Source organism: Stenotrophomonas sp. 17(2023), from assembly GCF_030345315.1.
In the GTDB taxonomy this organism is placed as follows: Bacteria; Pseudomonadota; Gammaproteobacteria; order Xanthomonadales; family Xanthomonadaceae; genus Stenotrophomonas; species Stenotrophomonas acidaminiphila.
In genome coordinates, this window is record NZ_CP128405.1 from 618115 (window position 1) to 639385 (window position 21271).

General features: G+C 70.5%; 19 protein-coding genes. 11 read left to right on the top strand and 8 right to left on the bottom strand.

Going from position 1 to position 21271, the window contains the following annotated elements:
• Positions 1 to 7 precede the first annotated feature (7 nt).
• Positions 8 to 1354, bottom strand: coding sequence for a phosphomannomutase (locus QQA12_RS02675; RefSeq protein WP_226050714.1), 1347 nt, complete (start codon positions 1352 to 1354; stop codon positions 8 to 10).
• Between the two features lie 146 nt (positions 1355 to 1500).
• Here QQA12_RS02675 and QQA12_RS02680 point away from each other — a divergent pair, with 146 nt between their 5' ends.
• Both QQA12_RS02680 and QQA12_RS02685 read left to right on the top strand, forming a co-directional pair.
• Positions 1501 to 2235, top strand: coding sequence for a CoA transferase subunit A (locus QQA12_RS02680; protein WP_054662778.1), 735 nt, complete (start codon positions 1501 to 1503; stop codon positions 2233 to 2235).
• 1 nt (position 2236) lies between these two features.
• Complete coding sequence (locus tag QQA12_RS02685) at positions 2237 to 2869, top strand: CoA transferase subunit B (RefSeq protein WP_056930892.1); 633 nt, start codon at positions 2237 to 2239, stop codon at positions 2867 to 2869.
• 35 nt (positions 2870 to 2904) lie between these two features.
• Here the strand turns inward: QQA12_RS02685 and QQA12_RS02690 are convergent, their stop codons facing one another.
• Positions 2905 to 4974, bottom strand: coding sequence for a glycoside hydrolase family 99-like domain-containing protein (locus QQA12_RS02690; RefSeq protein ID WP_226050713.1), 2070 nt, complete (start codon positions 4972 to 4974; stop codon positions 2905 to 2907).
• Between the two features lie 210 nt (positions 4975 to 5184).
• Here QQA12_RS02690 and QQA12_RS02695 point away from each other — a divergent pair, with 210 nt between their 5' ends.
• The 5 genes from QQA12_RS02695 (at position 5185) to hemC (ending at position 11073) form a co-directional block, all read left to right on the top strand.
• On the top strand, positions 5185 to 5490 hold the full coding sequence (locus QQA12_RS02695) for a DUF3817 domain-containing protein (protein ID WP_054662787.1): 306 nt from the start codon (positions 5185 to 5187) through the stop codon (positions 5488 to 5490).
• A gap of 292 nt (positions 5491 to 5782) precedes the next feature.
• Complete coding sequence (mdoH, locus tag QQA12_RS02700; protein WP_226050712.1) at positions 5783 to 7693, top strand: glucans biosynthesis glucosyltransferase MdoH; 1911 nt, start codon at positions 5783 to 5785, stop codon at positions 7691 to 7693.
• 962 nt (positions 7694 to 8655) lie between these two features.
• A complete protein-coding gene (locus QQA12_RS02705; protein ID WP_226050711.1) occupies positions 8656 to 9321 on the top strand; it encodes an alpha/beta hydrolase in 666 nt (221 codons plus the stop codon).
• Between the two features lie 95 nt (positions 9322 to 9416).
• Positions 9417 to 10142, top strand: coding sequence for a LytTR family DNA-binding domain-containing protein (locus tag QQA12_RS02710; RefSeq protein WP_226050710.1), 726 nt, complete (start codon positions 9417 to 9419; stop codon positions 10140 to 10142).
• A gap of 22 nt (positions 10143 to 10164) precedes the next feature.
• Positions 10165 to 11073, top strand: a complete 909-nt coding sequence (hemC, locus tag QQA12_RS02715) for a hydroxymethylbilane synthase (protein WP_226050709.1) — start codon at positions 10165 to 10167, stop codon at positions 11071 to 11073.
• A 78-nt stretch (positions 11074 to 11151) separates the two neighbouring features.
• Here the strand turns inward: hemC and QQA12_RS02720 are convergent, their stop codons facing one another.
• Entirely contained in the window at positions 11152 to 11880 is a 729-nt protein-coding gene (locus QQA12_RS02720; RefSeq protein ID WP_225546723.1) for a DUF481 domain-containing protein, read from the bottom strand.
• 209 nt (positions 11881 to 12089) lie between these two features.
• Between QQA12_RS02720 and QQA12_RS02725 the strand changes: the two genes are divergently transcribed.
• Positions 12090 to 13055, top strand: coding sequence for a YafY family protein (locus QQA12_RS02725; RefSeq protein WP_054662802.1), 966 nt, complete (start codon positions 12090 to 12092; stop codon positions 13053 to 13055).
• 99 nt (positions 13056 to 13154) lie between these two features.
• Entirely contained in the window at positions 13155 to 14621 is a 1467-nt protein-coding gene (locus QQA12_RS02730) for a UbiD family decarboxylase (protein ID WP_054668574.1), read from the top strand.
• Here the strand turns inward: QQA12_RS02730 and QQA12_RS02735 are convergent, their stop codons facing one another.
• Positions 14622 to 15101, bottom strand: coding sequence for a DnrO protein (locus QQA12_RS02735; protein WP_226050708.1), 480 nt, complete (start codon positions 15099 to 15101; stop codon positions 14622 to 14624). It abuts the gene before it with no gap.
• A gap of 171 nt (positions 15102 to 15272) precedes the next feature.
• Between QQA12_RS02735 and QQA12_RS02740 the strand changes: the two genes are divergently transcribed.
• Together QQA12_RS02740 and QQA12_RS02745 are read left to right on the top strand one after the other, a co-directional pair.
• Positions 15273 to 16271 (top strand): peptidase U32 family protein, encoded by a 999-nt coding sequence (locus QQA12_RS02740; RefSeq protein WP_226050707.1) that lies wholly within the window; start codon positions 15273 to 15275, stop codon positions 16269 to 16271.
• A gap of 10 nt (positions 16272 to 16281) precedes the next feature.
• Entirely contained in the window at positions 16282 to 17154 is an 873-nt protein-coding gene (locus tag QQA12_RS02745) for a U32 family peptidase (RefSeq protein ID WP_056930898.1), read from the top strand.
• A gap of 215 nt (positions 17155 to 17369) precedes the next feature.
• On the opposite strand, the gene QQA12_RS02750 is transcribed toward QQA12_RS02745, so the two are convergent.
• The 4 genes from QQA12_RS02750 to QQA12_RS02765 form a co-directional block, all read right to left on the bottom strand.
• Positions 17370 to 18788 (bottom strand): FAD-binding protein, encoded by a 1419-nt coding sequence (locus tag QQA12_RS02750; RefSeq protein WP_226050706.1) that lies wholly within the window; start codon positions 18786 to 18788, stop codon positions 17370 to 17372.
• Positions 18785 to 19813 (bottom strand): quinolinate synthase NadA, encoded by a 1029-nt coding sequence (gene nadA / locus QQA12_RS02755; protein ID WP_054662817.1) that lies wholly within the window; start codon positions 19811 to 19813, stop codon positions 18785 to 18787. Before nadA ends, QQA12_RS02750 begins: the two co-directional genes overlap by 4 nt.
• Before the next feature lie 67 nt (positions 19814 to 19880).
• Positions 19881 to 20732, bottom strand: a complete 852-nt coding sequence (locus QQA12_RS02760; protein ID WP_054662820.1) for an SCP2 sterol-binding domain-containing protein — start codon at positions 20730 to 20732, stop codon at positions 19881 to 19883.
• Positions 20725 to 21213: a putative zinc-binding protein gene (locus QQA12_RS02765; RefSeq protein WP_269150100.1), complete on the bottom strand. Its 489-nt coding sequence runs from the start codon at positions 21211 to 21213 to the stop codon at positions 20725 to 20727. The genes QQA12_RS02760 and QQA12_RS02765 overlap by 8 nt, the downstream gene beginning before the upstream one ends.
• Between the last annotated feature and the right edge of the window lie 58 nt (positions 21214 to 21271).

Genomic DNA, 21271 nt, shown 5'->3' on the forward strand with positions numbered 1-21271 from the left:
GGGAGCCTCAGGCCGAAAGCAGGGTGGAGATTTCGTCGGTGCGCGCCTGCAGCAGCGCCGCATCGCCGCGCGTCTCGACATTGAGCCGCAGCAGCGGCTCGGTGTTGGAACTGCGCAGGTTGAAGCGCCAGTCGCCGAAATCGGCGCTGACGCCATCGGTGTGGTCCAGCGCCGGCGCCAGCGGGGCGAAGTGGCGCATCACCCGCTCGACCGCGGCCTTGGCGTCGGCCACCTTGAAGTTGATCTCGCCACTGCAGGGATAGGCGGCCATGCGGTCCTCGACCAGTTCGGCCAGCGACTGGCCGCTGGTGGAAACCAGTTGCGCGATCAGCAGCCATGGAATCATGCCCGAATCGGCATAGGCGAACGCGCGGAAATAGTGGTGCGCACTCATTTCGCCGCCATAGACGGCGTTCTCCGCGCGCATCTTCTCCTTGATGAAGGCGTGGCCGCTCTTGCACAGCACCGGCACGCCGCCGGCGGCTTCCACCATTTCCACGGTGTTCCAGACCAGGCGCGGATCGTGCACGACCTTGCCGCCGGGATTGCGCGCCAGGATCGCCTTGGCGAGCAGGCCGACCAGGTAGTAACCCTCGATGAAGCGGCCGTTGTGGTCGAAGAAGAAGCAGCGGTCGAAGTCGCCGTCCCAGGCAATGCCGAAATCGGCGCCATGCGCGCGCACCGCGTCGGCGGTGGCGGCACGGTTCTCCGGCAGCAGCGGATTGGGGATGCCGTTGGGGAAGCTGCCATCGGGTTCGTGGCAGATGCGCACGAACTCCAGCGGCAGGTGCGGGGCAAGCAGGTCGATGATGGCGCCGGCGCCGCCGTTGCCGGCATTGACCACCAGCTTCAGCGGCCGCAGCGTGGCCACGTCCACATAGGACAGCAGGTGCGCGATGTAGGCGCTCTTGTCGTGCCGCTGCACCTGCCCGGCGCGCGGCACCTGCGCCGGTGCGGCATCGGCTGCCACCGCGTCGGAAATGGCGAACAGGCCGGTATCCGAGCTGATCGGCCGCGCCTGCGCCTTGACCAGCTTCATGCCGTTGTAGTCCATCGGGTTGTGGCTGGCAGTGACCATCACCCCGCCGGCCGCGCCCAGGTGGTCGGTCTGGAAATAGACCTCCTCGGTGCCGCACAGGCCGATGTCGATCACCTCGCGGCCCTCGCCGCGCAGTCCGGCGGCCAGCGCGTCCTGCAGGCCCTGGCTGGTCAGGCGCACGTCGTGGCCCAGCACCACCGGACCGTCTTCGAGCCGGGCCGACAAGGCCTTGCCGATCCTGCGCGCGAGGTCCTCGTTGAGTTCCTCGGGCACGCGGCCGCGGATGTCGTAGGCCTTGAACGCGGGTAATGGCATGCGGGCAACCTGTCGAAGCGTGGAAAGGCGCCCAGTTTAGTCGCTTGGCGGTTAGCGGGCCGTTCGCGGCTGGACGAAGGTCCAAGAGGGCCGCCGCTGGACTGGGGCTAGAATGCCGCCATCCTTATGACTGTGGGCATGATGCGATGAGCGATCCTTCAACCCTGGACGGGCGGCGCGGCAAAGTGGTGGCCAGCGCGGCCCTGGCGCTGGACGGCGTGGTCGCCGACGGCCAGACCCTGGCGGTCGGTGGCTTCGGCCTGTGCGGAATTCCCGAGGCGCTGATCGCGGCGCTGCGCGATTCCGGCGTGACCGGCCTGACCGTGATCTCCAACAACGCCGGCGTCGACGGCTTCGGCCTCGGCCAGTTGCTGGAAACCCGCCAGATCCGCAAGATGATTTCGTCCTACGTGGGCGAGAACAAGGAGTTCGAGCGGCAGTTCCTGGCCGGTGAGCTCGAGCTGGAGTTCAACCCGCAGGGCACCCTGGCCGAGCGCCTGCGCGCCGGCGGCGCGGGCATCCCGGCGTTCTTCACCGCCACCGGCTACGGCACCGTGGTGGCCGAGGGCAAGGAAACCCGCGAGTTCGACGGCAAGCACTACGTGATGGAGACCGCGCTCAAGGCCGATGTCTCGCTGGTCAAGGCGTGGAAGGCCGACGCGGCCGGCAACCTGGTGTTCCGCAAGACCGCGCGCAACTTCAATCCGGCCTGCGCCATGGCCGGCAGGGTCTGCGTGGTCGAAGTGGAGGAGATCGTGCCGGTGGGCGCGATCGACCCGGACCAGGTGCACCTGCCGGGCATCTACGTCGACCGCATCGTGTTGAACGCCACGCCGGAGAAGCGCATCGAACAGCGCACCGTGCGTCAGGAGGAGAACTGAAATGGCCTGGACCCGTGACGAGATGGCGCAGCGCGCCGCGCGCGAACTGACCGACGGCGCGTACGTGAACCTGGGCATCGGCCTGCCGACGCTGGTGGCCAACCACATCCCCGAGGGCATGGACGTGTGGCTGCAGTCGGAGAACGGCCTGCTGGGCATCGGCCCGTTCCCGACCGAAGCCGAAGTCGACGCCGACCTGATCAACGCCGGCAAGCAGACCGTGACGGCCCGCGCCGGCGCCAGCTACTTCGGCAGCCACGATTCGTTCGCGATGATCCGCGGCGGCCATATCGACCTGGCCATCCTCGGCGCCATGCAGGTCACCGCCAAGGGCGACCTGGCCAACTGGATGGTGCCCGGCAAGATGGTCAAGGGCATGGGCGGCGCGATGGACCTGGTGGCCGGCGTGCAGCGCGTGGTGGTGCTGATGGAGCACACCGCCAAGAACGGTGAGCACAAGATCCTGCCCGAATGCACGCTGCCGCTGACCGGCGTGGGCGTGGTCGACCGCATCATCACCGACCTGGCAGTGTTCGACGTCACCGATGCCGGGCTCGCCTTGGTCGAAGCCGCCCCCGGGGTGGACATGGAAGAGCTGAAGGCCCGCACCGGCGTGCCGTTCGCGCACGCCTGAAACATGCCGCGGGGCCACCACGTGGCCCCGCCTGCTCAGTGGCGGCGGGCGTAGGCGTAGGGCGCCGCCGCATCCACGGGCAGGCCGAGCAGTTCGGCGGCCGTGGCCTGGCTGAAGCCCGCATCGCGCGCGGCCAGGGTGAAGATCCGCTCGATCGCGTGCGCCAGCGTGCCGTCCACCTGCGCGGCCTCGGCCTCGAACTGCGATGGCTGCAGATGACCGTCTAGCAGCGGGCGCAGTGCCGGCAGGCGTACCCAGAACATGCTGCCGGCAATGAACGTGTCGCGCTCGAGGTCAGGCTGCGCAATGCCCAGGCGGCCGAGCAGGGCGCGCACGTTGTCCTGGTTGGCGCCCCAGTAGAAATGCAGTGGCTGCACATGGCCTTCCGGTGCGACCAGCCCGAGGCCGGGCTGCTCGCCGAACGCACGCACGATGGCCGCCGCCCTGTCCGGCGCCAGCAGGCGCCCGATCAGCTCGTTGCGCCACTGCTCGCCGTCCTGGCGATGCGTGGAGCGCTTGGTATGCAGCTTGAGCACCACGTCCTCGCCCTCGTCGAGCAGGCGCCCGGCGACGTGCAGGAACGGCAGGATGTCGCGGCCGCGGTTGGCGAAGGCGTGCACCTCCACCTGCATGCCGCGCGCGCGCGCGATGCGTTCGATCTCGTCCTTCCGCTCCGGCGGCGTGGTGGCCACGACGCGCCAGCTCAGGCCACTGGATTGCAGGGCCTGCAGCAACGCGTCGAAGACGTCCGGGTACCAGGCATGGATGACCGCGCATGGGCGGGTGCCGGCCCGCGGGGCGGCACATGGCGCCAGCGCCTGTCGCGTGGCCTCCAGCCAGGCGTGGCCCAGCCGCGCATCGGGTTCCAGCACCGCCCCTTCGGCCCATTCGTTCCACGCGTTGACGAACACCAGGCGCCGCTCGGTGGGCACCGTGGCCAGGCGCTCGTGTACGGTCGTGCGCAGCCAGTCGCGGTAACCGCGCGGCGAGGCATGCACGAAGATGCGTCCCGCGCCCGGGCGCCGCGGCTCGTTGTCCCAGCCGGGGTTCACCCCGGGATACAGCGTATAGGCGGGCAGCGGCCGTGCCGCCGCCTCGCGTGCGAGCTCGCGCCAGTCGCGCACGTCGCCGGCGAAGTCCGGGTTGATCAGCCACTGTTCGGCGGCCAGTGAGCGTGGGTTGCTCATGTTCGGCGGGAACTCGACCGCTGCGTCGAAGCCGATCTCGCGCGGATCGGGGCGTTCGAAGCCCTGCACATAGGCCAGGTGCAGCTCGCCGATGCCGTTGTCGCGGCACCACTGGCGCCAGCGCTGCGCGGTGGCGCGCGGGTCGGGCAGCAGGTGCGGGCGGTAGACCAGCAGCATCGGCCGGCCGTCGACCTTCAGCGCGCGGCGGTCGCGCAGGTAGGGGGCGACGTGGGCGATGAAGGCCAGGTCGTCCGCGGCGCTGTGCTGCTGTCCGATCAGGATCTCGCCGTCGCGCCCGTCCCAGCGCCGGGTCCAGTTCTCGTTGGCCCAGCACAGGCAGAACGGCAGGTCGATGTCGTCGTCGGCCAGCCATTGCCGCAGCGGATCCTCCATCAGGGTGCGGCCGCTGAACCAGTAGTAGTAGAAGCAGAACGCGCCAATGCCGTACTCCGCGGCCAGGCGCGCCTGGTCGCGCATCACCTGCGGGTTGCGCAGGTCGTAGAAGCCCAGGTCCGCCGGCAGCCGCGGCTGCGCATGGCCTTCGAACTGCGGCAGCGCCCGGGTGACGTTGCGCCACTCGGTGAACCCTTTGCCCCACCAGGCGTCGTTCTCGGCGAACGCATGGAACTGCGGCAGGTAGAACGCCACCAGCGTGGCCGGCAGCGGGCTGGGCAGGGCCGCCCTGGAGTAGGGCACATGGCCGATCGCCGGCTCATCGGCGCGGTGCATGGGCCGGATGATGCGTGGTGAGGCTCCCGCTTCCGGCGCATGCCCGCGTGGCGGCGGCGGCAACAGCCCGCCAAAACGCTCCAGCAGGCGGTTGCGCCACCTGTCGCGGCGGGCGTCGGAGATCGGAAGGGCGCGGAACGCCTGTCGCAGCAGCTGGTGAAGCGCCTGGTGCAGGGAAGGGAAAGGCATCGATCGAGGCATCGCCGGCGACGGGAACGGGGCGCGGTGGTGTGGGGACGCAGCGCCTGCCTTCACCACCGCCATCGGGGATTCTAGGCCAATGCGCCACCGGCCCGCCGCCACGCCACTCCGGCGCACCCTCCAGCCGCTGCCATCGGCGCATCGCCTACAATCCGCGTCCTTCCGTTCGATGACGACGTGCCGATGCCTGCAAACCCGATGTCCGCCGCTGGAAAGCTGTTCGCCGTCGCCGCCCTGGTCGAGGGCGTGACCTGGGCCGGGTTGCTGGTCGGCATGCTGCTCAAGTACGGCACGCAGACGACCGAGCTGGGCGTATGGCTGTTCGGGCGCCTGCACGGGCTGGCGTTCCTGTTCTACGTGGTCGCCAGCGTGTACGTCGGGGTGCGCCAGCGCTGGCCGTCCTGGGCGCTGCTGCTGGCCTTGCTGGCGGCGGTGCCGCCGCTGGTCACGGTGCCGCTGGAGTGGTGGTTCCGGCGTCGCGGGCTGCTGTCGCCGCTGCGCTGAGCCGGGCGCAGGGCGCGGTCGACCCGCGACGGTGTGGCCCAGGGGCGCGGCGGCCACTACGATGATGCCGGGCCCGCGGGCCAGGCACCGGGCCCAGTGTCCCGGCAGGCGCGACCGGCCGCGGGCACCGGGCATGTTCGCAGCCTGTTTAGGTTCGATCTTCTAGCTTTGGCGCCTGTCTGCCCCCGGAGAGCCCCGTGCACCACGCACCCCCTGTTGCCGCCGTTTCCGACCGCCTGCCCGCGGCGGCGCCTGCCTGTTGCCCGGCGCGGCCCGGCACGCGGTGGATTCCATGACCGGTACACCCGTTGCCGCGCGCGATGCCGGCATCGCCGTACTGCCGCCGGAAAGCCCGCTGCCCATGCCCGTGCAGTCGCTGCGCGAGGGGCGCCTGCACGGGCGGCGGCAGGACACGTCGCCGCCGAACATCGTGCTGCGCCGCCTGTACGTGTTCGGCAGCACCGCGGCAATGACCGCGGTGGCGACGTGGATGATGGCGCGGGTCCTGGCCAACGGCGGCATCAACGTGCTCGAAGCCTGCCTGCTGGCCCTGTTCGTGCTGTTGTTCGCCTGGATCGCATTTTCCTTCGTCAGCAGCCTGGCCGGCCTGCAGGCGCTGCTGCGCGGACGGCGCAAGCTGGGCATCCACCCGGACGCGCCGCTGCCCACGCTGCACAGCCGCACCGCGCTGCTGATGCCCACCTACAACGAGGATCCACGGCGGATGATGGCCGGGCTGCAGGCCATCTACGAATCGGTGGCGGCCACCGGCCAGCTCGACCGCTTCGATTTCTTCGTGCTCAGCGATACCACCCGCGATGCCATCGGCCGCGCCGAGGAGCAGGTGTTCGCGCGCCTGGTCGAGGCCACCGGCGGCCGTGGCCGGCTGTTCTACCGGCGCCGCGCCGACAACGCCGGGCGCAAGGCCGGCAACATCGCCGACTGGGTACGCCGCTTCGGCGGCGCCTATCCGCAGATGCTGATCCTGGACGCGGACAGCCTGATGACCGGCGAAGTGATCGTGCGTCTGGCCTCGGCCATGGAAAAACACCCCGGCGTCGGCCTGATCCAGTCGCTGCCGGCGGTGGTCGGCGGGCGTACCGCGTTCGCGCGCATGCAGCAGTTCGGTGGCCGCGTCTATGGCCCGGTGATGGCCTACGGCGTGGCCTGGTGGCACGGCGCCGAGAGCAACTACTGGGGCCACAATGCGGTGATCCGTACCCGCGCCTTCGCCGAACAGGCCGGGTTGCCGGAGCTGCCCGGGCGCAAGCCGTTCGGCGGGCACGTGCTCAGCCACGATTTCGTCGAGGCCGCGCTGATGCGCCGTGGCGGCTGGGCGGCGCACATGGTGCCCTACCTCCAGGGCAGCTACGAGGAAGGGCCGCCGACGCTGACCGACCTGCTCATCCGCGACCGCCGCTGGTGCCAGGGCAACCTGCAGCACTCCAAGGTGGTCACCGCCGCCGGCCTGCACTGGATCAGCCGGGTGCACATGCTGGTCGGCATCGGCCATTACTTCACCGCACCGATGTGGGCGATGCTGATGCTGATCGGCATGGCGATCCCGCTGATCCATGGTGGCATCGACCTGGCCGAGGAGCTGCACCTGCGGTTGTCGCCGGCGCACTACTGGCGCGGGCTGGACCAGCAGGGCGTGCTGTGGGTGTTTGCGGTCACCATGGGCGTGCTGCTGGCGCCCAAGGCGATGGGCTACGTGGCCATGCTCAGCGCGCGCAGCGAGCGGCAGGGCTGCGGCGGCGCGCTGCGCGCATTCGTCTCGATGCTGCTGGAAACGCTGCTTGCGGCCCTGATGGCGCCGGTGGTGATGTACGTACAGTCGCGCGGCGTGGCCGAGGTGCTGGCCGGCAAGGACTCGGGTTGGGACGCGCAGCAGCGCGACGACGGCCGGGTGTCATGGATCGCCTTGCTGCGCAGCTACGGCGGGCTGAGCGTGTTCGGCCTGGTGATGGGGGCGATGGCCTACGCCGTGTCGCCGTCGCTGGCGGCGTGGATGGCGCCGGTAGTGATCGGCATGGTGCTGGCTGTGCCGGTGGTAGGGCTGACCTCCTCGCGCAAGATCGGCGACTGGCTGCGCCGGCACCGGTTGCTGTCCATTCCCGAGGAGAGTGCACCGCCGCCGGTGCTGGTGCGTGCGGCGGAACTGCGTGCGGCGGCGATGCAGACGCCGCTTTCCGTGGAGTAGCACGGCGGTCCCCGTTCTACTGACGACCGGCTCCTGGTTTCGGCTGCAGAACGGATCGGGTGTGAAACGGTTCGAGGGTTGAAGATGCCTTCGCCTTCGCCTTCGCCTTCGCGGTTGCTCGTGCTTTTGCTTCTGCGCTTTTGATTTCCGGGTCCCCTTCTGTAGCGACGGAGCCGGCGGGAGTAACCCGAAGGGCGGCGTGCATGGGTTCGGCGGAAATAGGCGAAGCACTGCTTCGCCCCGCCGGACGGGCGGGCGCCGCACGGCGCCTGCCCCGGACTCGGCAGCGAAGCGGGCGGGCACGCCGTTTTTCGATGAGACAGGGATGTCTCGTCGAAAAATCCCGGCGGCGGAGTGGACCCGGAGTGCCGCAGGTACGGAGGGCGCGGAGGCAGGGGCGTGTTGACTCGCCATTCGGCTGTTGAAAAGCGCCTCTTTGGGCCACGTTTTCTTGCACGAGCAAAGAAAGGTGGCTCGCTCCTCGAAGGGGAGCGAAAGCCTTTGATCCTGCTTTTGTCGGCCTCGATTCCTTGAGGTTCAGAAGCAAGAGGAGGTGCAGGAGGAGAACCTGCTAGCCAAAAACGGGCAAGGCCAAGGGAAAGGCTTGAAAGCAGAGCTTTCGCCCCTGCTTCGCAGGAGCGAGTTACTTCTCTTTGCTCGTGCAAAGAGAAGTAACCAAGAGAAAGCACGGGCCGGGCCGCAAGCCGATGCGGCTGCGCCGCATCGGTCCCCTGCGCGCCTCGCGTGCCGAGGGGGCGGCGCACAACTCGCTTCGCTCAGACACGCGCGCCTCTTCACCCATCGGCCCGCTGCGGTGCTCGGCTCGCTCTACGGCCAGAGGGAGTCAAAAGCTGGGAGCAACCGCAACCGCAACCGCAACCGCAACCGCAACCGCAACCGCAATGGCTTGGCCTCCCGCCTGCGCAGGCATAATGCAACCCGGTCCCTTGGAGTCGCATGCAATGCTGGAAACAGTGGAACAGGAAACCGGCGCGGCGCCGGAATGGTCGGTGATCTGGCTGCACGGGCTGGGTGCCGATGGCCATGACTTCGCGCCGATCGTGCCGGAGCTGGTACGGCCGCACTGGCCGGCGATCCGCTTCGTGTTCCCGCATGCGCCCAAGCGTCCGGTCAGCATCAACAACGGCATGCCGATGCGCGCGTGGTACGACATCGTCAGCCTGGACTTCCGCAGCCGTGCCGACGCCAGCGGCGTGGCCGAATCCGTGGCCCAGGTGGAGGCGTTGATCGCCCGCGAACAGGCCCGTGGCACGCCGCGCGAACGCATCCTGCTGGCCGGCTTTTCGCAGGGCGGCGCCATCACCCTGTCCACCGGCCTGCGGCAGCAGTCGCCGCTGGCCGGGCTGGTCGCGCTGTCCACCTACCTGCCGGAAGTGGATGCCGCCGCCGCGCAGCTGGCAGCAGGCGCCACCGCGCAGCCGGTATTCATGGCCCATGGCAGCGGTGACCCGGTGATCCCGGTACAGGTCGCCGAGCACAGCCTGCAGGTGCTCCGGCAACTGGGATTCGAGGTGGAATGGCACCGCTATGCGATGGCGCACCAGGTCTGCGCCGAGGAAATCCAGGCCCTTGGCGACTGGCTGCAGGCGCGCTTCGCAGCGGGCTGAATCCGTGGCTGGCGGGGCGGGTGGTGGCTGCCGGAGCGTGCCGGGGTTGGCTAACATGCGTCATCCGGGGAGCAATGCAGGGCAGGGGAGTGGCGATGAAGGTACTCATTGCCGATGACGAGCCGCTGGCGCGCGAACGCCTGCGCATGCTGTTGTCCGCGCACGGTGACGTGGCGGTGGTGGCCGAGGCCGGCGACGGCCAGGCGACGCTCGAAGCCTGCGCGCGCGCGCAGCCGGACGTGGTGCTGCTGGACATCGCCATGCCGGGCATCGACGGCCTGGACGTGGCGCGGCACCTGGCGCGGCTCGAACCGCGCCCGGCGGTGGTGTTCTGCACCGCCTACGAGTCGCATGCGCTGTCGGCGTTCGAGGCGGCGGCCATCGATTACCTGATGAAGCCGGTGCGTGCCGAACGGCTGGCGGCCGCGCTGGAGCGGGCCCGTACCTTCCTGGCCGGACGGGTCGGGGGGGCGGCTCCCGCCGCGGGCGGACGCCGGGTGCTGTGCGCGCGGCTGCGCGGCAACCTGCGGGTGATCCCGCTGGAGGACGTGTTCTACCTGCAGGCCGAGGAGAAGTACGTGGTGGTCCACCATGTGCACGGCGAGGACCTGATCGAGGAATCGCTGCGCTCGCTGGAGGAGGAGTTCGGCACCCGCTTCGTGCGTATCCACCGCAATTGCCTGGTCTCGCGTGAACGCCTGCAGGAGCTGCGGCGGACCGCGGCCGGGCAGGTGCAGGCGGTGCTGCGCGGGGTGGCGCAGCCGCTGGAGGTCAGCCGCCGCTGCGTGGCGGCGTTGAAGGCGGAACTGGCCGGCACGTGAGTCCTGCGCCGATAATGGCGCCATGAACATGCTGCGCATCGCCACCCGCAAGAGCCCGCTCGCCCTGTGGCAGAGCGAACACGTCGCCGCCCGCCTGCGCCAGGCGCACCCGGGCCTGTCGGTCGAACTGGTGCCGATGAGCACGCGCGGCGACGAGGTCCTGGACCGCTCGCTGGCCGCCATCGGTGGCAAGGGCCTGTTCCTCAAGGAGCTGGAACTGGCGATGCTGCGCGGGGAGGCCGACTGCGCGGTGCACTCGCTCAAGGACGTGCCGATGGAACTGGATGCGCCGTTCGCGCTGCCGGCGATCCTGGAACGCGCCGATCCGGCCGATGCCTTCGTTTCCAACCGCCATGCCACCCTGGACGCGCTGCCGCACGGCGCAGTGGTGGGCACCTCGTCGTTGCGCCGCCAGGCGCAGTTGCGCGCGCTGCGCCCGGACCTGCAGGCGCGCGACCTGCGCGGCAACGTCAATACCCGCCTGGCCAAGCTCGACGCCGGCGATTACGACGCCATCATCCTGGCCTGCGCCGGGCTCGAGCGCCTGGAGCTGGGTACGCGGATCCGCGACCGCCTGCGCGCACCGCAGTGGCTGCCGGCGCCGGCGCAGGCAGCGGTGGCGGTGGAATGCCGCGCCGATGCGGCCGACGTGATCGCGCTGCTGGCGGTGCTGGACCATGCCGGCACCCGCGCCTGCGTGGAGGCCGAGCGGGCGATGAACCGCGCGCTGGACGGAAGCTGCCACGTGCCGGTGGCCGGGCTGGCGCAATGGCGCGGCGAGGACCTGTGGCTGCAGGGGCTGGTCGGCGGTGTCGCCGACGGGCGCGCGGTGCGCGCGCAGGCCCAGAGCCCGGGCAATGATCCGGAATCGCTGGGCCGGGATGTCGCGCGCCAGCTGCTGGACGGCGGCGCCGGCGAACTGCTGCGCTGAGACCGCGGCGTCGGCGGGAACGGCGGCCCGCTGCCGGCGGTCAGCCGCCGGCCCGGGCCAGCCCCGCGTCGTGCTCGCTTACTTGAAGCTGTAGACCACGTTCATCGTGGCCAGGGTGTCGGTCTTGCGCTTGTCCTCGGCCACGTCGCTGTTGTAGCGGGCCTGCCAGCCGGCCTTGAGCGCGAAATGGCGGTTCATCGCCACCGAGACGCCGAAATCGTTCTGCGCGAAGGTGTTGTACGAGCCGGATTCGACCAGCAGGGTATTTACCAGGTCGGTGTTGTCGGTGAGGCCGAACTTCAGGTCGAACAGGCCGCGGCCGATCAGCCCGGTGCGGTTCTCGTCGGTCTCGGAGTTGTGCGAGCGGCGCACGCCGGGGCCGATCTGGGTGTCCAGCACCAGGCGCTCGCCGTCGATCAACCGGGTGCCGTAGCCGAGACCGAAGCTGCCCTGGCGGTCGTAGGTCGCGAAATCATCGCTTTCGTAGCGCACCGTGGCGGTCAGCTGGCGGTGTTCGCCCAGCTGCAGGGCGCTGCCGGCGCCCGCGGTATAGCGGTTGGCGGTGGTCTGGCGCTCGCGGTAGGTGTTGCCGTTGTCGTCGGTCTGCTTGTACTCGGCGCTGGAGCGCAGGCCGAACAGGTCCATGCTGTGCACCCAGTCGTCGTCGGTGTAGCGCAGCTTGAGGCGGCCATTGAGGCTTTCGGTGGAGCTGTTGCCACGCGCCGAGGCGAACCCGAGCTCGCCGCCGCTGCCGCTCCAGGGCGAGGTCATCGCGGCAGGGTCGGAAGCATCGTCCGCCCACGCCATCGGGGCGCACAACAGCAGCGGCAGGAGCAGGGAAACACGCAGGGACATCGGGAAGTCTCCAGGGAGAAGGCGGGAACGGGAACCGTTTTCATGATACCGGATGACCCCGCCGCGCCCGCTGCGCCCGCCGGGCGGCGCTTGGCCCACGGTTAAGCCTGGCGCCATGCCCGCCGCGCGCCATTCACCTCCGAGTCGGACATAATCGGGCCATGGACCGCTATGAACGCATCAACGCACTGCATCGCCTGCTCAAGTCCGCGCGCTACCCGATCACGGTGGCGCGCCTGCAGGAGGAACTGGGCTGTTCACGGGCCACGGTCTACCGCGACCTGGCCTTCCTGCGCGACGCCCTGATGGCGCCGGTGGAGGGCGACGGCGAGGCGGGTTTCCGCTACCAGAGCGGGGAAAGCGACCGTTTCGAGCTGCCCGGGCTGTGGCTGAGCTCGGAGGAGCTGCATGCGCTGCTGGCGTCCCAGCACCTGCTGGCACGCACCGGCGGCGGCGTGCTGTCCTCGGTGCTGGCACCGCTGCAGCAGCGCATCGAAAGCCTGCTGGCGGCCCAGGCCGGTGCGTCGACGTGGCCGGTGGAGCGGGTGCGGGTGATCCCGCATCGCGGCCGCAAGCTCGACGAGGCCAGCTTCCGCACGGTGGCTTCGGGCGTGCTCGAGCGCCGCCAGCTGTCCTTCGATTACCGGGCGCGTTCCACCGACGAGGTCACCCGGCGCACGGTCTCGCCGCAGCGCATCACCCATTACCGCGACAACTGGTACCTGGATGCCTGGGACCATGGTCGCGAGGCGCTGCGCAGCTTCGCTGTGGACCGCATCCACAAGGCGCGGGTGATCGACCAGGCCGCGCGCGACATCGATGACAGCGAACTGGACGCGCAGCTGGGCGCCGGCTACGGCATCTTCTCCGGCGCGCCCAAGGGCTGGGCGACCATCGTGTTCAGCGCCAAGGCGGCGCGCTGGGTGGCCGACGAGCACTGGCACTCCAGGCAGCAGGGCCGCTTCCTGGCCGACGGCCGCTATGAGCTGAAGGTGCCGTACAGCGTGTCGCGGGAACTGCTGATGGACGTGCTGCATTACGGCTCGGACGCGGAGATCGTCGAGCCGCAGTCGCTGCGCGAGCAGGCCAAGGCGTTGCTGTCGCTGGCGCTGAGCAACTACGACTGACCCGGCCCGCGCCGCAAAGCCGGCGCGCTTGACCCAGGTCATGGGGCGATGCCGGCCGCGTCGCCAGAATCGGTGTCCCCGATGGCCCGGAGCCGCCGCATGGCCTTCCACGATCTGCGCGGTTTCCTGCAGCACCTGGGTGCCTGCGGCCAGCTGCGCGAACTCGCCGTGCCGGTGGATCCGGAACTGGAAAGCACCGCGCTGTGCCTGCGCGCGCTGCGGGCGCAGGGGCCGGCGCTGCTGATGCCGGCAACCGGCTCGGCGCACCCGCTGCTGGGCAACCTGTTCGGGCACAGCCGCCGGATCGAGCTGGCCCTGGCCGGGCGCCCGCTGGCCTCGCTGCGCGAACTCGGCGAACTGCTGGCCGCGGTCAAGGAGCCGCGCTGGCCCGGCAACCTGCGCCAGGCGCTGGCGCACTGGCCGGAACTGGCGCAGCTGGCGCACGTGGCGCCGCGCCGGGTGGACGAGGCCGCGTTCGACGCGGACGTGCGCAGCGGCGAGGACGTCGATCTGGGCGTGCTGCCGGTGCAGCGCTGCTGGCCGCAGGACGCGGGCAAGCTGATCACCTTCGGCCTGGTGGTCACCCGCGGCACCCGCCAGCCACGGCAGAACGTGGCCATCTACCGCCAGCAGGTGATCGGCCGCAACCGGGTGATCATGCGCTGGCTGCCGCACCGCGGTGGCGCGCTGGACTTCGCCGACTGGCAGGCCGCGCACCCGGGCAGGCCGTTCCCGGTGCTGGTGGCGATCGGCGCCGACCCGGCGACCCTGCTGGCCGCGGTGGCGCCGGTACCCGACACGCTGTCCGAATACGAGTTCGCGGGGCTGCTGCGGGCATCGCGCACCCGGCTGTGGCGCAGCGCCCTGACCGGGCTGGACGCGCCGGCCGGCGCGGAGATCCTGCTGGAGGGCTTCATCCACCCCGGCGACACCGCGCTGGAAGGTCCGTTCGGCGACCACACCGGCTACTACAACGCGCAGGACACCTTCCCGGTGCTCACCGTCGAACGCATGCGCATGCGCACCGGCGCGATCTACCACGGCAGCTACATGGGGCGCGCCCCGTACGACGAGCCCTCGGTGCTGTCGATGGCGCTGAACGACGTGTTCGTGCCGATCCTGCGCAAGGTGTTCCCCGAGATCGTGGATTTCTACCTGCCACCGGAAGCATGCTCGTACCGGATCGCCGTGGTGAGCATCCGCAAGCAGTACGCGGGCCACGCGCGGCGGATCATGATGGGCATCTGGTCCTACCTGCGCCAGTTCACCTACACCAAGTTCGTGATCGTCACCGACGACGACATCGACGTGCGCGACTGGTCGCAGGTGATCTGGGCTATCTCGACGCGGGTGGACCCGGCGCGCGACAGCATGCTGGTGGAGAACACGCCCATCGATTACCTGGACTTCTCCAGCCCGACCCCGAACCTGGGGTCCAAGCTGGGACTGGATGCCACCCACAAATGGCCGGCGGAAACCTCCCGCACCTGGAGCCGGCCGATCCAGCCCGACCCGGAGGTGGAGCGCCGCGTCGACGCGCTGTGGCGCGCGGTGATCGCGCACTGATCAGTCGGTGGCGGCATCCCATGCCGGGTCGTCGAAAAGCTGCGGGTAGCGTGCCAGCGCCGCGCGCATGGCGGCGATCTCCGCCACTGGCACCTGCTGCGACGTGCGCACCGCCTCGGCACCGGCCAGGAACCGTGCCAGCAGGCCATGCAGTGCCACGTCGGCTTCGGGCTCGAGCCTGCAGTTGGCGAAGATGTCGTTGACCGCGGTATCGATCAGCGCCACCGTGCTGCTCGCCTGGGCGATGCCCATGTGGCCGTGCTCGTAATGCTCCAGCGCCTGCACCGCCACGCGGATGGAACGCATGCCCTCGCGCAGCGGCGCGTCGCTGGTCCAGCGCTGCGCGGGTGCCGTCGCCGTCGCGGTGGTCGGCGCATGCGCGGCATGCCCCTCGTGGGCGGACTGCGCGGCGGCGGTCGCGGAGGAAAGCGCGCCCGCGAGGATGAGCAGCGGGGCGCAAAGCAGGGTCGTGCGTCGCATGGTGTTCTCCGGAACGATGGGCCGATGCCCATCCGTGCCGCAGCATCACATGCAGGCGCGCCGGTGCCCATGATCCACGTCAACGGCGTGCGGGCGCGGCGCTTGACCCACGTCAAGGACGCATGTGGCTGCCCGCAGGATCATGCCGGCTCCCCCGGCCGGAGCCTCCGCATGCAACTGGTATGTCCCGCCGGCAACCTGCCGGCCCTGCAGGCGGCGGTGGATGCCGGGGCCAACGCGGTGTACGCGGGCTTCCGCGACCAGACCAACGCACGTGCATTCCCCGGCCTGAACTTCTCGGACGACGAACTGCGTGCCGGCATCCGCTATGCGCATGCGCACGGCGCATCCGTCTACCTGGCATTGAACACCTATCCCGAAAGCGCGCGCCTGGGCGACTGGTACGCGGCCGTGGACAAGGCCGCCGCGCTTGGCGCCGACGCCATCATCGCCGCGGAGATGGCGGTGCTCGATTACGCCATGCGCACGCACCCGCGGCTGCCGCGCCATCTGTCGGTGCAGGGCTCGGCCACCACCGCGCCGGCGCTGCGCTATGCGTACGAGCGCTTCGGCATCAGCCGCGCGGTATTGCCGCGGGTGTTGTCCATCCAGCAGGTCGAACGCCTGTGCGAAAGGTCGCCGGTCGCACTGGAGGTGTTCGCCTTCGGCAGCCTGTGCATCATGGTCGAAGGCCGCTGCCAGCTGTCCAGCTACGTTACCGGTGCCTCGCCGAACCGCCATGGCGTGTGTTCCCCGGCCAAATTCGTGCGCTGGGACGAGCACACCGACGGCAGCCGCAGCGTGCGCCTCAACGACGTGCTGATCGACGCGTTCAAGCCGGACGAGCCGGCCGGCTACCCGACCGTGTGCAAGGGCCGCTTCGAGGTCGGCGACGAGGTTTTCCATGCACTGGAAGAGCCGACCAGCCTCAACACCATGGAGCTGCTTCCGCGGCTCAAGCAGATCGGCGTGGCCGCACTGAAGATCGAGGGCCGCCAGCGTGGCGTGGCCTACGTCGGTTCGGTCACGCGCACCTGGCGCAGGGCCATCGACCAGCTCGCCGCCGATCCCGCGCACTGGCAGGCACGGCCCGAGTGGCAGGCCGAACTGGCGCGCCACGCCGAAGGCCACCAGACCACGCTCGGCCCGTACCACCGCGCCTGGCATTGAAGGAGCGACGATGAAGATCAGCCTTGGCCCGCTGCAGTACTTCTGGCCGCGCGAGCGCACGCTGGCGTTCTATCGCGAGGCGATCCACTGGCCGCTGGACGTGGTCTACCTGGGCGAGACCGTGTGCAGCAAACGCCGCGAACTGCGCACTGCCGACTGGCTGGCGCTCGCCGAGGAGCTGGCCGCTTCCGGCAAGCAGATCGTGCTGTCGACGCTGGCGCTGATCGAGGCCGAGTCGGAACTGGGCGTGCTTGACCGCCAGGTGTCGCACGGCGGCTTCTGGATAGAGGCCAACGACCTGTCCGCGGTGCAGTTGTGCCGGGAGAAGGGCCGGCCGTTCGTGGCCGGGCCTTCGCTCAACGTTTACAACCATCGCGCACTGGCGATGCTGGCCGAGGACGGCATGCGTCGCTGGGTGCCCGGCGTCGAGCAGGGGCGCACGCTGATCGGCGAACTCAAGCAGGCCTTCGTCGCCGCCGGCGGCGCGATGCCGGAACTGGAAGTGACCGCCTGGGGCCGGTTGCCGCTGTCGTACTCGGCGCGCTGCTTCACCGCGCGCGCGCTGGACGTGCCCAAGGACCAGTGCGGCTTCCGCTGCATCGACCATCCCGACGGCATGCCGCTGGCCACCCGCGAGGGCCGCCCGTTCCTGCGCATCAACGGCATCTCGGTGCAGGGCGAGGAAACCACCGACCTTGGGCCCGAGCTGCCGGAGCTGCGCACGCTGGGCGTGGACATCCTGCGCCTGTATCCGCAGGCCGAAGGCATGGAAGCGGTGGTGCGGCATTTCGACGAGGCACGCACCAGTGCGACGGTGCCGCCGCGGCTGGGCCAGCGCAACGGCTACTGGCACGGCGAGCCGGGCATGCGCATGCAGGCCTGAGCGGAACCCGCCGTCGCGTTGCCGCACCGCGGTGCGGAAATGCGGCCCACAGGCAGCGCCTGTCGGCCTGAATGGGCAGTGCTCCGGCCATGAGCGCGCGCGCGGATCTGGAATGCGGGGGCGCAATGGTCGCGTCAGCCAAACCGGCCGCCACTGCATGCGTTGGTTCGGTCCCGCTGCCGCCAGCCATGGGCAGCCGGCATGCCGCGACGGGTTCAGTCGGCCAGGAAATGCGCGCCCAGGCTCTGCGTGCGGCGCAGCGCCGCCGCCAGCAGCGTGCGCGCCAGTCCGCCCTGCCACCCGTCCGCTGCCTGGTACTTGAGCAGGGCGGCCTGCAGGGCCTTGCCGCTGCGCACCGGCCCCATGGCCTGCATCATCGTTTCGCGCAGGCCGGCAATGCGTATGGCATCGAGCGATGGGCCGCGCCGCACCAGCGTGCATCCTCCGTGCCTCGCGCCGGTGCCCGGCAGTGCACCCAGCAGCGTCCCCAGCCTGCGGCCGAAGACCACGCCTTCCAGCAGGGAGTTGCTGGCCAGGCGGTTGGCCCCGTGCACGCCGTTGCAGGCTGCTTCGCCCACCGCGTACAGGCCGGGCAGCGAGCTGCGGCCATCGGTATCGACGGCGATGCCGCCCATGTGGAAATGCGCGGCCGGCGTCACCGGGATCGGCTGCAGACGCGGGTCGATGTCGTGCTGCATGCAGGCTGCGAACACCGTGGGGAAGCGCGCGGGAAAGGTCGTGCCGATGCCGCGCGCATCCAGCCATGCGCCGCCCTCGCGGCAGGCCTGCCAGACCTGCCGCGCGACGACATCGCGCGGCGCCAGATCGGCCAGCGGATGCACGCCGTCCATCAATGGCCGGCCTTCGGCGTCGAGCAGCCGCGCGCCGGCGCCGCGCAGCGCCTCGGTGACCAGCGGCAGGCTGTGCAGCCCGGGCACGGCAAGCGCGGTGGGATGGAACTGCACGAACTCCAGGTCGCGCAGCGCGGCGCCCGCGGCCAGGGCCAGCGCCAGCCCGTTGCCGTCGGCATCGGCCGGGTTGCTGGTCCGGGCGAACAGCCCGCCGATGCCGCCGGTGGCGAGCACCACCGCGCACCCGTGGATCCGCTCGGCATGGCCAAAGGCATCGAGCGCATGGACGCCACAGGCGTGGCCATCGCGCAGCAGCAGGCCGGTGACATCCAGGCCCGCGCAGCGATGGATGTGCGGCGCGCGGCGCGCGGCCGTGACCAGGGCCTGCATCACTTTCGCGCCGGTGGCATCGCCGCCTGCATGGACAATGCGCGCGCGGTCATGGCCACCCTCGCGGCCGAGCTGCAGCGCACCCCCGGGGTCGCGGTCGAAGGCGACGCCCTGGTGCTGCAGCCATTCGACCGCGGCCACCGCGTCGCCGGTCAGCCGCTCGACCGCGGCAGGGTCGTTGTGCTGGCTGCCGGCCACGCAGGTGTCGTGCGCATGGGCCTGTGCGGTGTCGCCATCGCCGACCGGCGCGGCGATGCCGCCCTGCGCCAGCGTGCTGGCCACATCACTGCCTTCACGCGCACGGGTGAGCAGCAGTACCGGCGTTGGCGCGGCGGCCAGCGCCGTCGCCAGCCCGGCGATGCCCCCGCCGACGATGAGGATGGGCGCGTTCACACCGCGTCGCGACGGCCCACCGCCAACATGCGCTGCAGTGCCGTGCGCGCGCGCCGGGCGATGTCGTCCGGCACCGTGACCTCGTGGCGCAGCTCGCGCAGGCAGGCATGGATGTTGGGCAGGGTGATCCGCTTCATGTGCGGGCACAGGTTGCAGGGCTTGATGAACTCCACCTGCGGGAACTGGTTGCGCAGGTTGTCGGCCATCGAGCACTCGGTGATCATCGCCACCCGTGCCGGCTTTTCCTGCGCCAGCCAGCGCCCCATCGCGCTGGTCGAGCCGACGAAATCGGCTTCGGCCAGCACGTCCGGCGGGCATTCCGGGTGCGCCACGATCTTCGCGTCGAAGCGCTCGCGGGTGTGCCGGGCTTCGATCGCGGTGAACTTCTCGTGCACCTCGCACTGGCCGTTCCACAGCACCAGTTCGACACCGGTCTGCTGTGCGACCCAGGCGCCGAGGTAGCGGTCGGGCAGGAAGATCACCTTGCCGGTGCCGAACTCGGCGGCAATGGCTTCGACCACCTGCGCCGCGTTGGCCGAGGTGCAGCAGGCGTCGGATTCGGCCTTCACCGCCGCGCTGGTGTTGACGTAGCTCACCACCGGTATACCCGGATGCTGCGCGCGCAGGGCGCGCACGTCGTCGGCGGTGATCGAGGCGGCCAGCGAGCAGCCGGCGTCCGGGTCGGGGATCAGCACGGTCTTGCCCGGGGCCAGGATCTTGGCGCTTTCGGCCATGAAGTGGACGCCGCACAGCACGATCAGCTCGCTGTCGCAGTCGGCCGCCGCCTGCGCCAGCGCCAGCGAATCGCCGGTGACGTCGGCCACGCCGTGGAAGATCTCGGGCGACTGGTAGCTGTGCGCCATGATCACCGCGCCACGCTGGCGCTTGAGTTCGCCGATGGCGTCGATCCAGGGCAGGTGCAGCGGCACCTCCAGGCACGGGATCAGCCGTTCCAGGGTGTCGACCAGCGGTGCGTAGCGCACTTCGAGCTCGGGGTGCCAGGCGGGCGTGGTGGAGGCGTTCATGCGGTACCGGGGTGGGAGGGAGGGCTCCCGCGCGGTGCCGGCGCGGGCATCGGAGGCGCGCCGCTGCTCAGGCCCGCGCCTGGTGCGCGCTGCGTGCCGCGCGGGCCAGGCGTGCGCCGCGGTTGAGCGCGATGCGCAACCCCAGCGGCACGCTTTCCCACGGCAGCCGGTCCAGCAGGTTGCGTGCGGTCAGGCCCAGCTCGACGTCGCCGGTGAGCACCAGTCGCCGCTGGAAGAACAGGGTGTCGGCGTCTTCCAGCCGCCCGGCCAGCAGCAGCAGGTCGGTGGCGCTGCCGCGCACGGTGGCTTCGGCAGCGGCGTCGACCGCTGCCAGGCGCTGGCCCTGCAGCTCCACCACCCAACGCAGGCCAAGGTCGCTGACCTCGATGCCCAGCCGGCGGCCGGCCATGAAATCCAGCGTGCCGTCGCGCAGCGGCGCGGCCAGTACCCGGGCCATCGCCCGTTCCAGCAGGCGCTTGTGCACCGGCGGCGGCATCACCCGCAGCAGCGGGGCGATGCGGCGGGGCGGCGGCAGCAGCCGCAGCAGGGTCTGCGCCGGTGTCGGCGGGTAAGCGTCATGGGTGTGCATCATGGGGGCGATGATCGGGGCATTGCCCGCGATTGCTCCTTGATCCAGATCAGGTTCAAGCCCTTGCGTGCGGCAGGCGTCGCCGATGGCCAGTGCCAGCACGCCGCTGGCGGTCTCCGGCGGCACCCCCAGCACCGAGGCCAGGCGCTCGGCCCGGTGGCGCACGCGCTGTTCGCGCGCGCCATCGCGGCCCTGGACGCCCGCATGGGCCTTGATGCGCCCGGCCAGCCGTGCCAGCCGCTTGCGCGTGGCCAGCAGCAGCACCAGCCCGTCATCCACGCCGTCGATGGCCAGCCGCACCGGTGCCAGCCCGCGTGCCTGTTCAGCCATGCGTTTTTTCCTGGTTGAGCGCCTGCACGGCCGGCAGCACCTGCGTGGCGTAGACCGCTTCGGCCTCGGTGGCATCGAAATCGGCATGCTTGAGCTTCTTCACCCCGTAATCGGACAGGACGAGGTGGGTGTCGGCGACCACGCCCGCGTTCGCCAGGCAGGCGGAAACGCAATGCAGCACGCAGCCGTCCAGGGCGAGGATGGGGCGCCGGCTGCGCGCGGTGCGTACCAGCCCGGCAACGCCGCCCCCGACCCCGGCGATGCAGGACATCTCCGCCTGGCCGGCACGGTCCAGCCGCAGTGCCAGGTGGTTGGCCATCTGCGCCGCGCTGGAGCAGCCCGAACACGAATACACCAGCGGCCGCGAGCGGCTCATGCCGCCACCCGCCGGTTGCGGGAATGCCGGCGTGCTGCCGGCCGTTGCCGCCGCGCGTTCATCGTCGCCGCGCAGGCCGGGGAGCGGAAGGACGGGCAGGAGCATCGGTCATGGCGTTGTCCCGGTCGAAGGACACCCATGCTAGGCCGCGGCAGGCGCGCGG

What these genes read in the sequence shown, in the direction of transcription:
- QQA12_RS02675 (WP_226050714.1), bottom strand. Translation starts at nt 1,354, where the DNA reads ATGCCATTACCCGCGTTCAAGGCCTACGACATCCGCGGCCGCGTGCCC.
- QQA12_RS02680 (WP_054662778.1), top strand. Translation starts at nt 1,501, where the DNA reads ATGAGCGATCCTTCAACCCTGGACGGGCGGCGCGGCAAAGTGGTGGCC.
- QQA12_RS02685 (WP_056930892.1), top strand. Translation starts at nt 2,237, where the DNA reads ATGGCCTGGACCCGTGACGAGATGGCGCAGCGCGCCGCGCGCGAACTG.
- QQA12_RS02690 (WP_226050713.1), bottom strand. Translation starts at nt 4,974, where the DNA reads ATGCCTTTCCCTTCCCTGCACCAGGCGCTTCACCAGCTGCTGCGACAG.
- QQA12_RS02695 (WP_054662787.1), top strand. Translation starts at nt 5,185, where the DNA reads ATGTCCGCCGCTGGAAAGCTGTTCGCCGTCGCCGCCCTGGTCGAGGGC.
- mdoH (WP_226050712.1), top strand. Translation starts at nt 5,783, where the DNA reads ATGACCGGTACACCCGTTGCCGCGCGCGATGCCGGCATCGCCGTACTG.
- QQA12_RS02705 (WP_226050711.1), top strand. Translation starts at nt 8,656, where the DNA reads ATGCTGGAAACAGTGGAACAGGAAACCGGCGCGGCGCCGGAATGGTCG.
- QQA12_RS02710 (WP_226050710.1), top strand. Translation starts at nt 9,417, where the DNA reads ATGAAGGTACTCATTGCCGATGACGAGCCGCTGGCGCGCGAACGCCTG.
- hemC (WP_226050709.1), top strand. Translation starts at nt 10,165, where the DNA reads ATGAACATGCTGCGCATCGCCACCCGCAAGAGCCCGCTCGCCCTGTGG.
- QQA12_RS02720 (WP_225546723.1), bottom strand. Translation starts at nt 11,880, where the DNA reads ATGGCGTGGGCGGACGATGCTTCCGACCCTGCCGCGATGACCTCGCCC.
- QQA12_RS02725 (WP_054662802.1), top strand. Translation starts at nt 12,090, where the DNA reads ATGGACCGCTATGAACGCATCAACGCACTGCATCGCCTGCTCAAGTCC.
- QQA12_RS02730 (WP_054668574.1), top strand. Translation starts at nt 13,155, where the DNA reads ATGGCCTTCCACGATCTGCGCGGTTTCCTGCAGCACCTGGGTGCCTGC.
- QQA12_RS02735 (WP_226050708.1), bottom strand. Translation starts at nt 15,101, where the DNA reads ATGCGACGCACGACCCTGCTTTGCGCCCCGCTGCTCATCCTCGCGGGC.
- QQA12_RS02740 (WP_226050707.1), top strand. Translation starts at nt 15,273, where the DNA reads ATGCAACTGGTATGTCCCGCCGGCAACCTGCCGGCCCTGCAGGCGGCG.
- QQA12_RS02745 (WP_056930898.1), top strand. Translation starts at nt 16,282, where the DNA reads ATGAAGATCAGCCTTGGCCCGCTGCAGTACTTCTGGCCGCGCGAGCGC.
- nadA (WP_054662817.1), bottom strand. Translation starts at nt 19,813, where the DNA reads ATGAACGCCTCCACCACGCCCGCCTGGCACCCCGAGCTCGAAGTGCGC.
- QQA12_RS02760 (WP_054662820.1), bottom strand. Translation starts at nt 20,732, where the DNA reads ATGGCTGAACAGGCACGCGGGCTGGCACCGGTGCGGCTGGCCATCGAC.
- QQA12_RS02765 (WP_269150100.1), bottom strand. Translation starts at nt 21,213, where the DNA reads ATGCTCCTGCCCGTCCTTCCGCTCCCCGGCCTGCGCGGCGACGATGAA.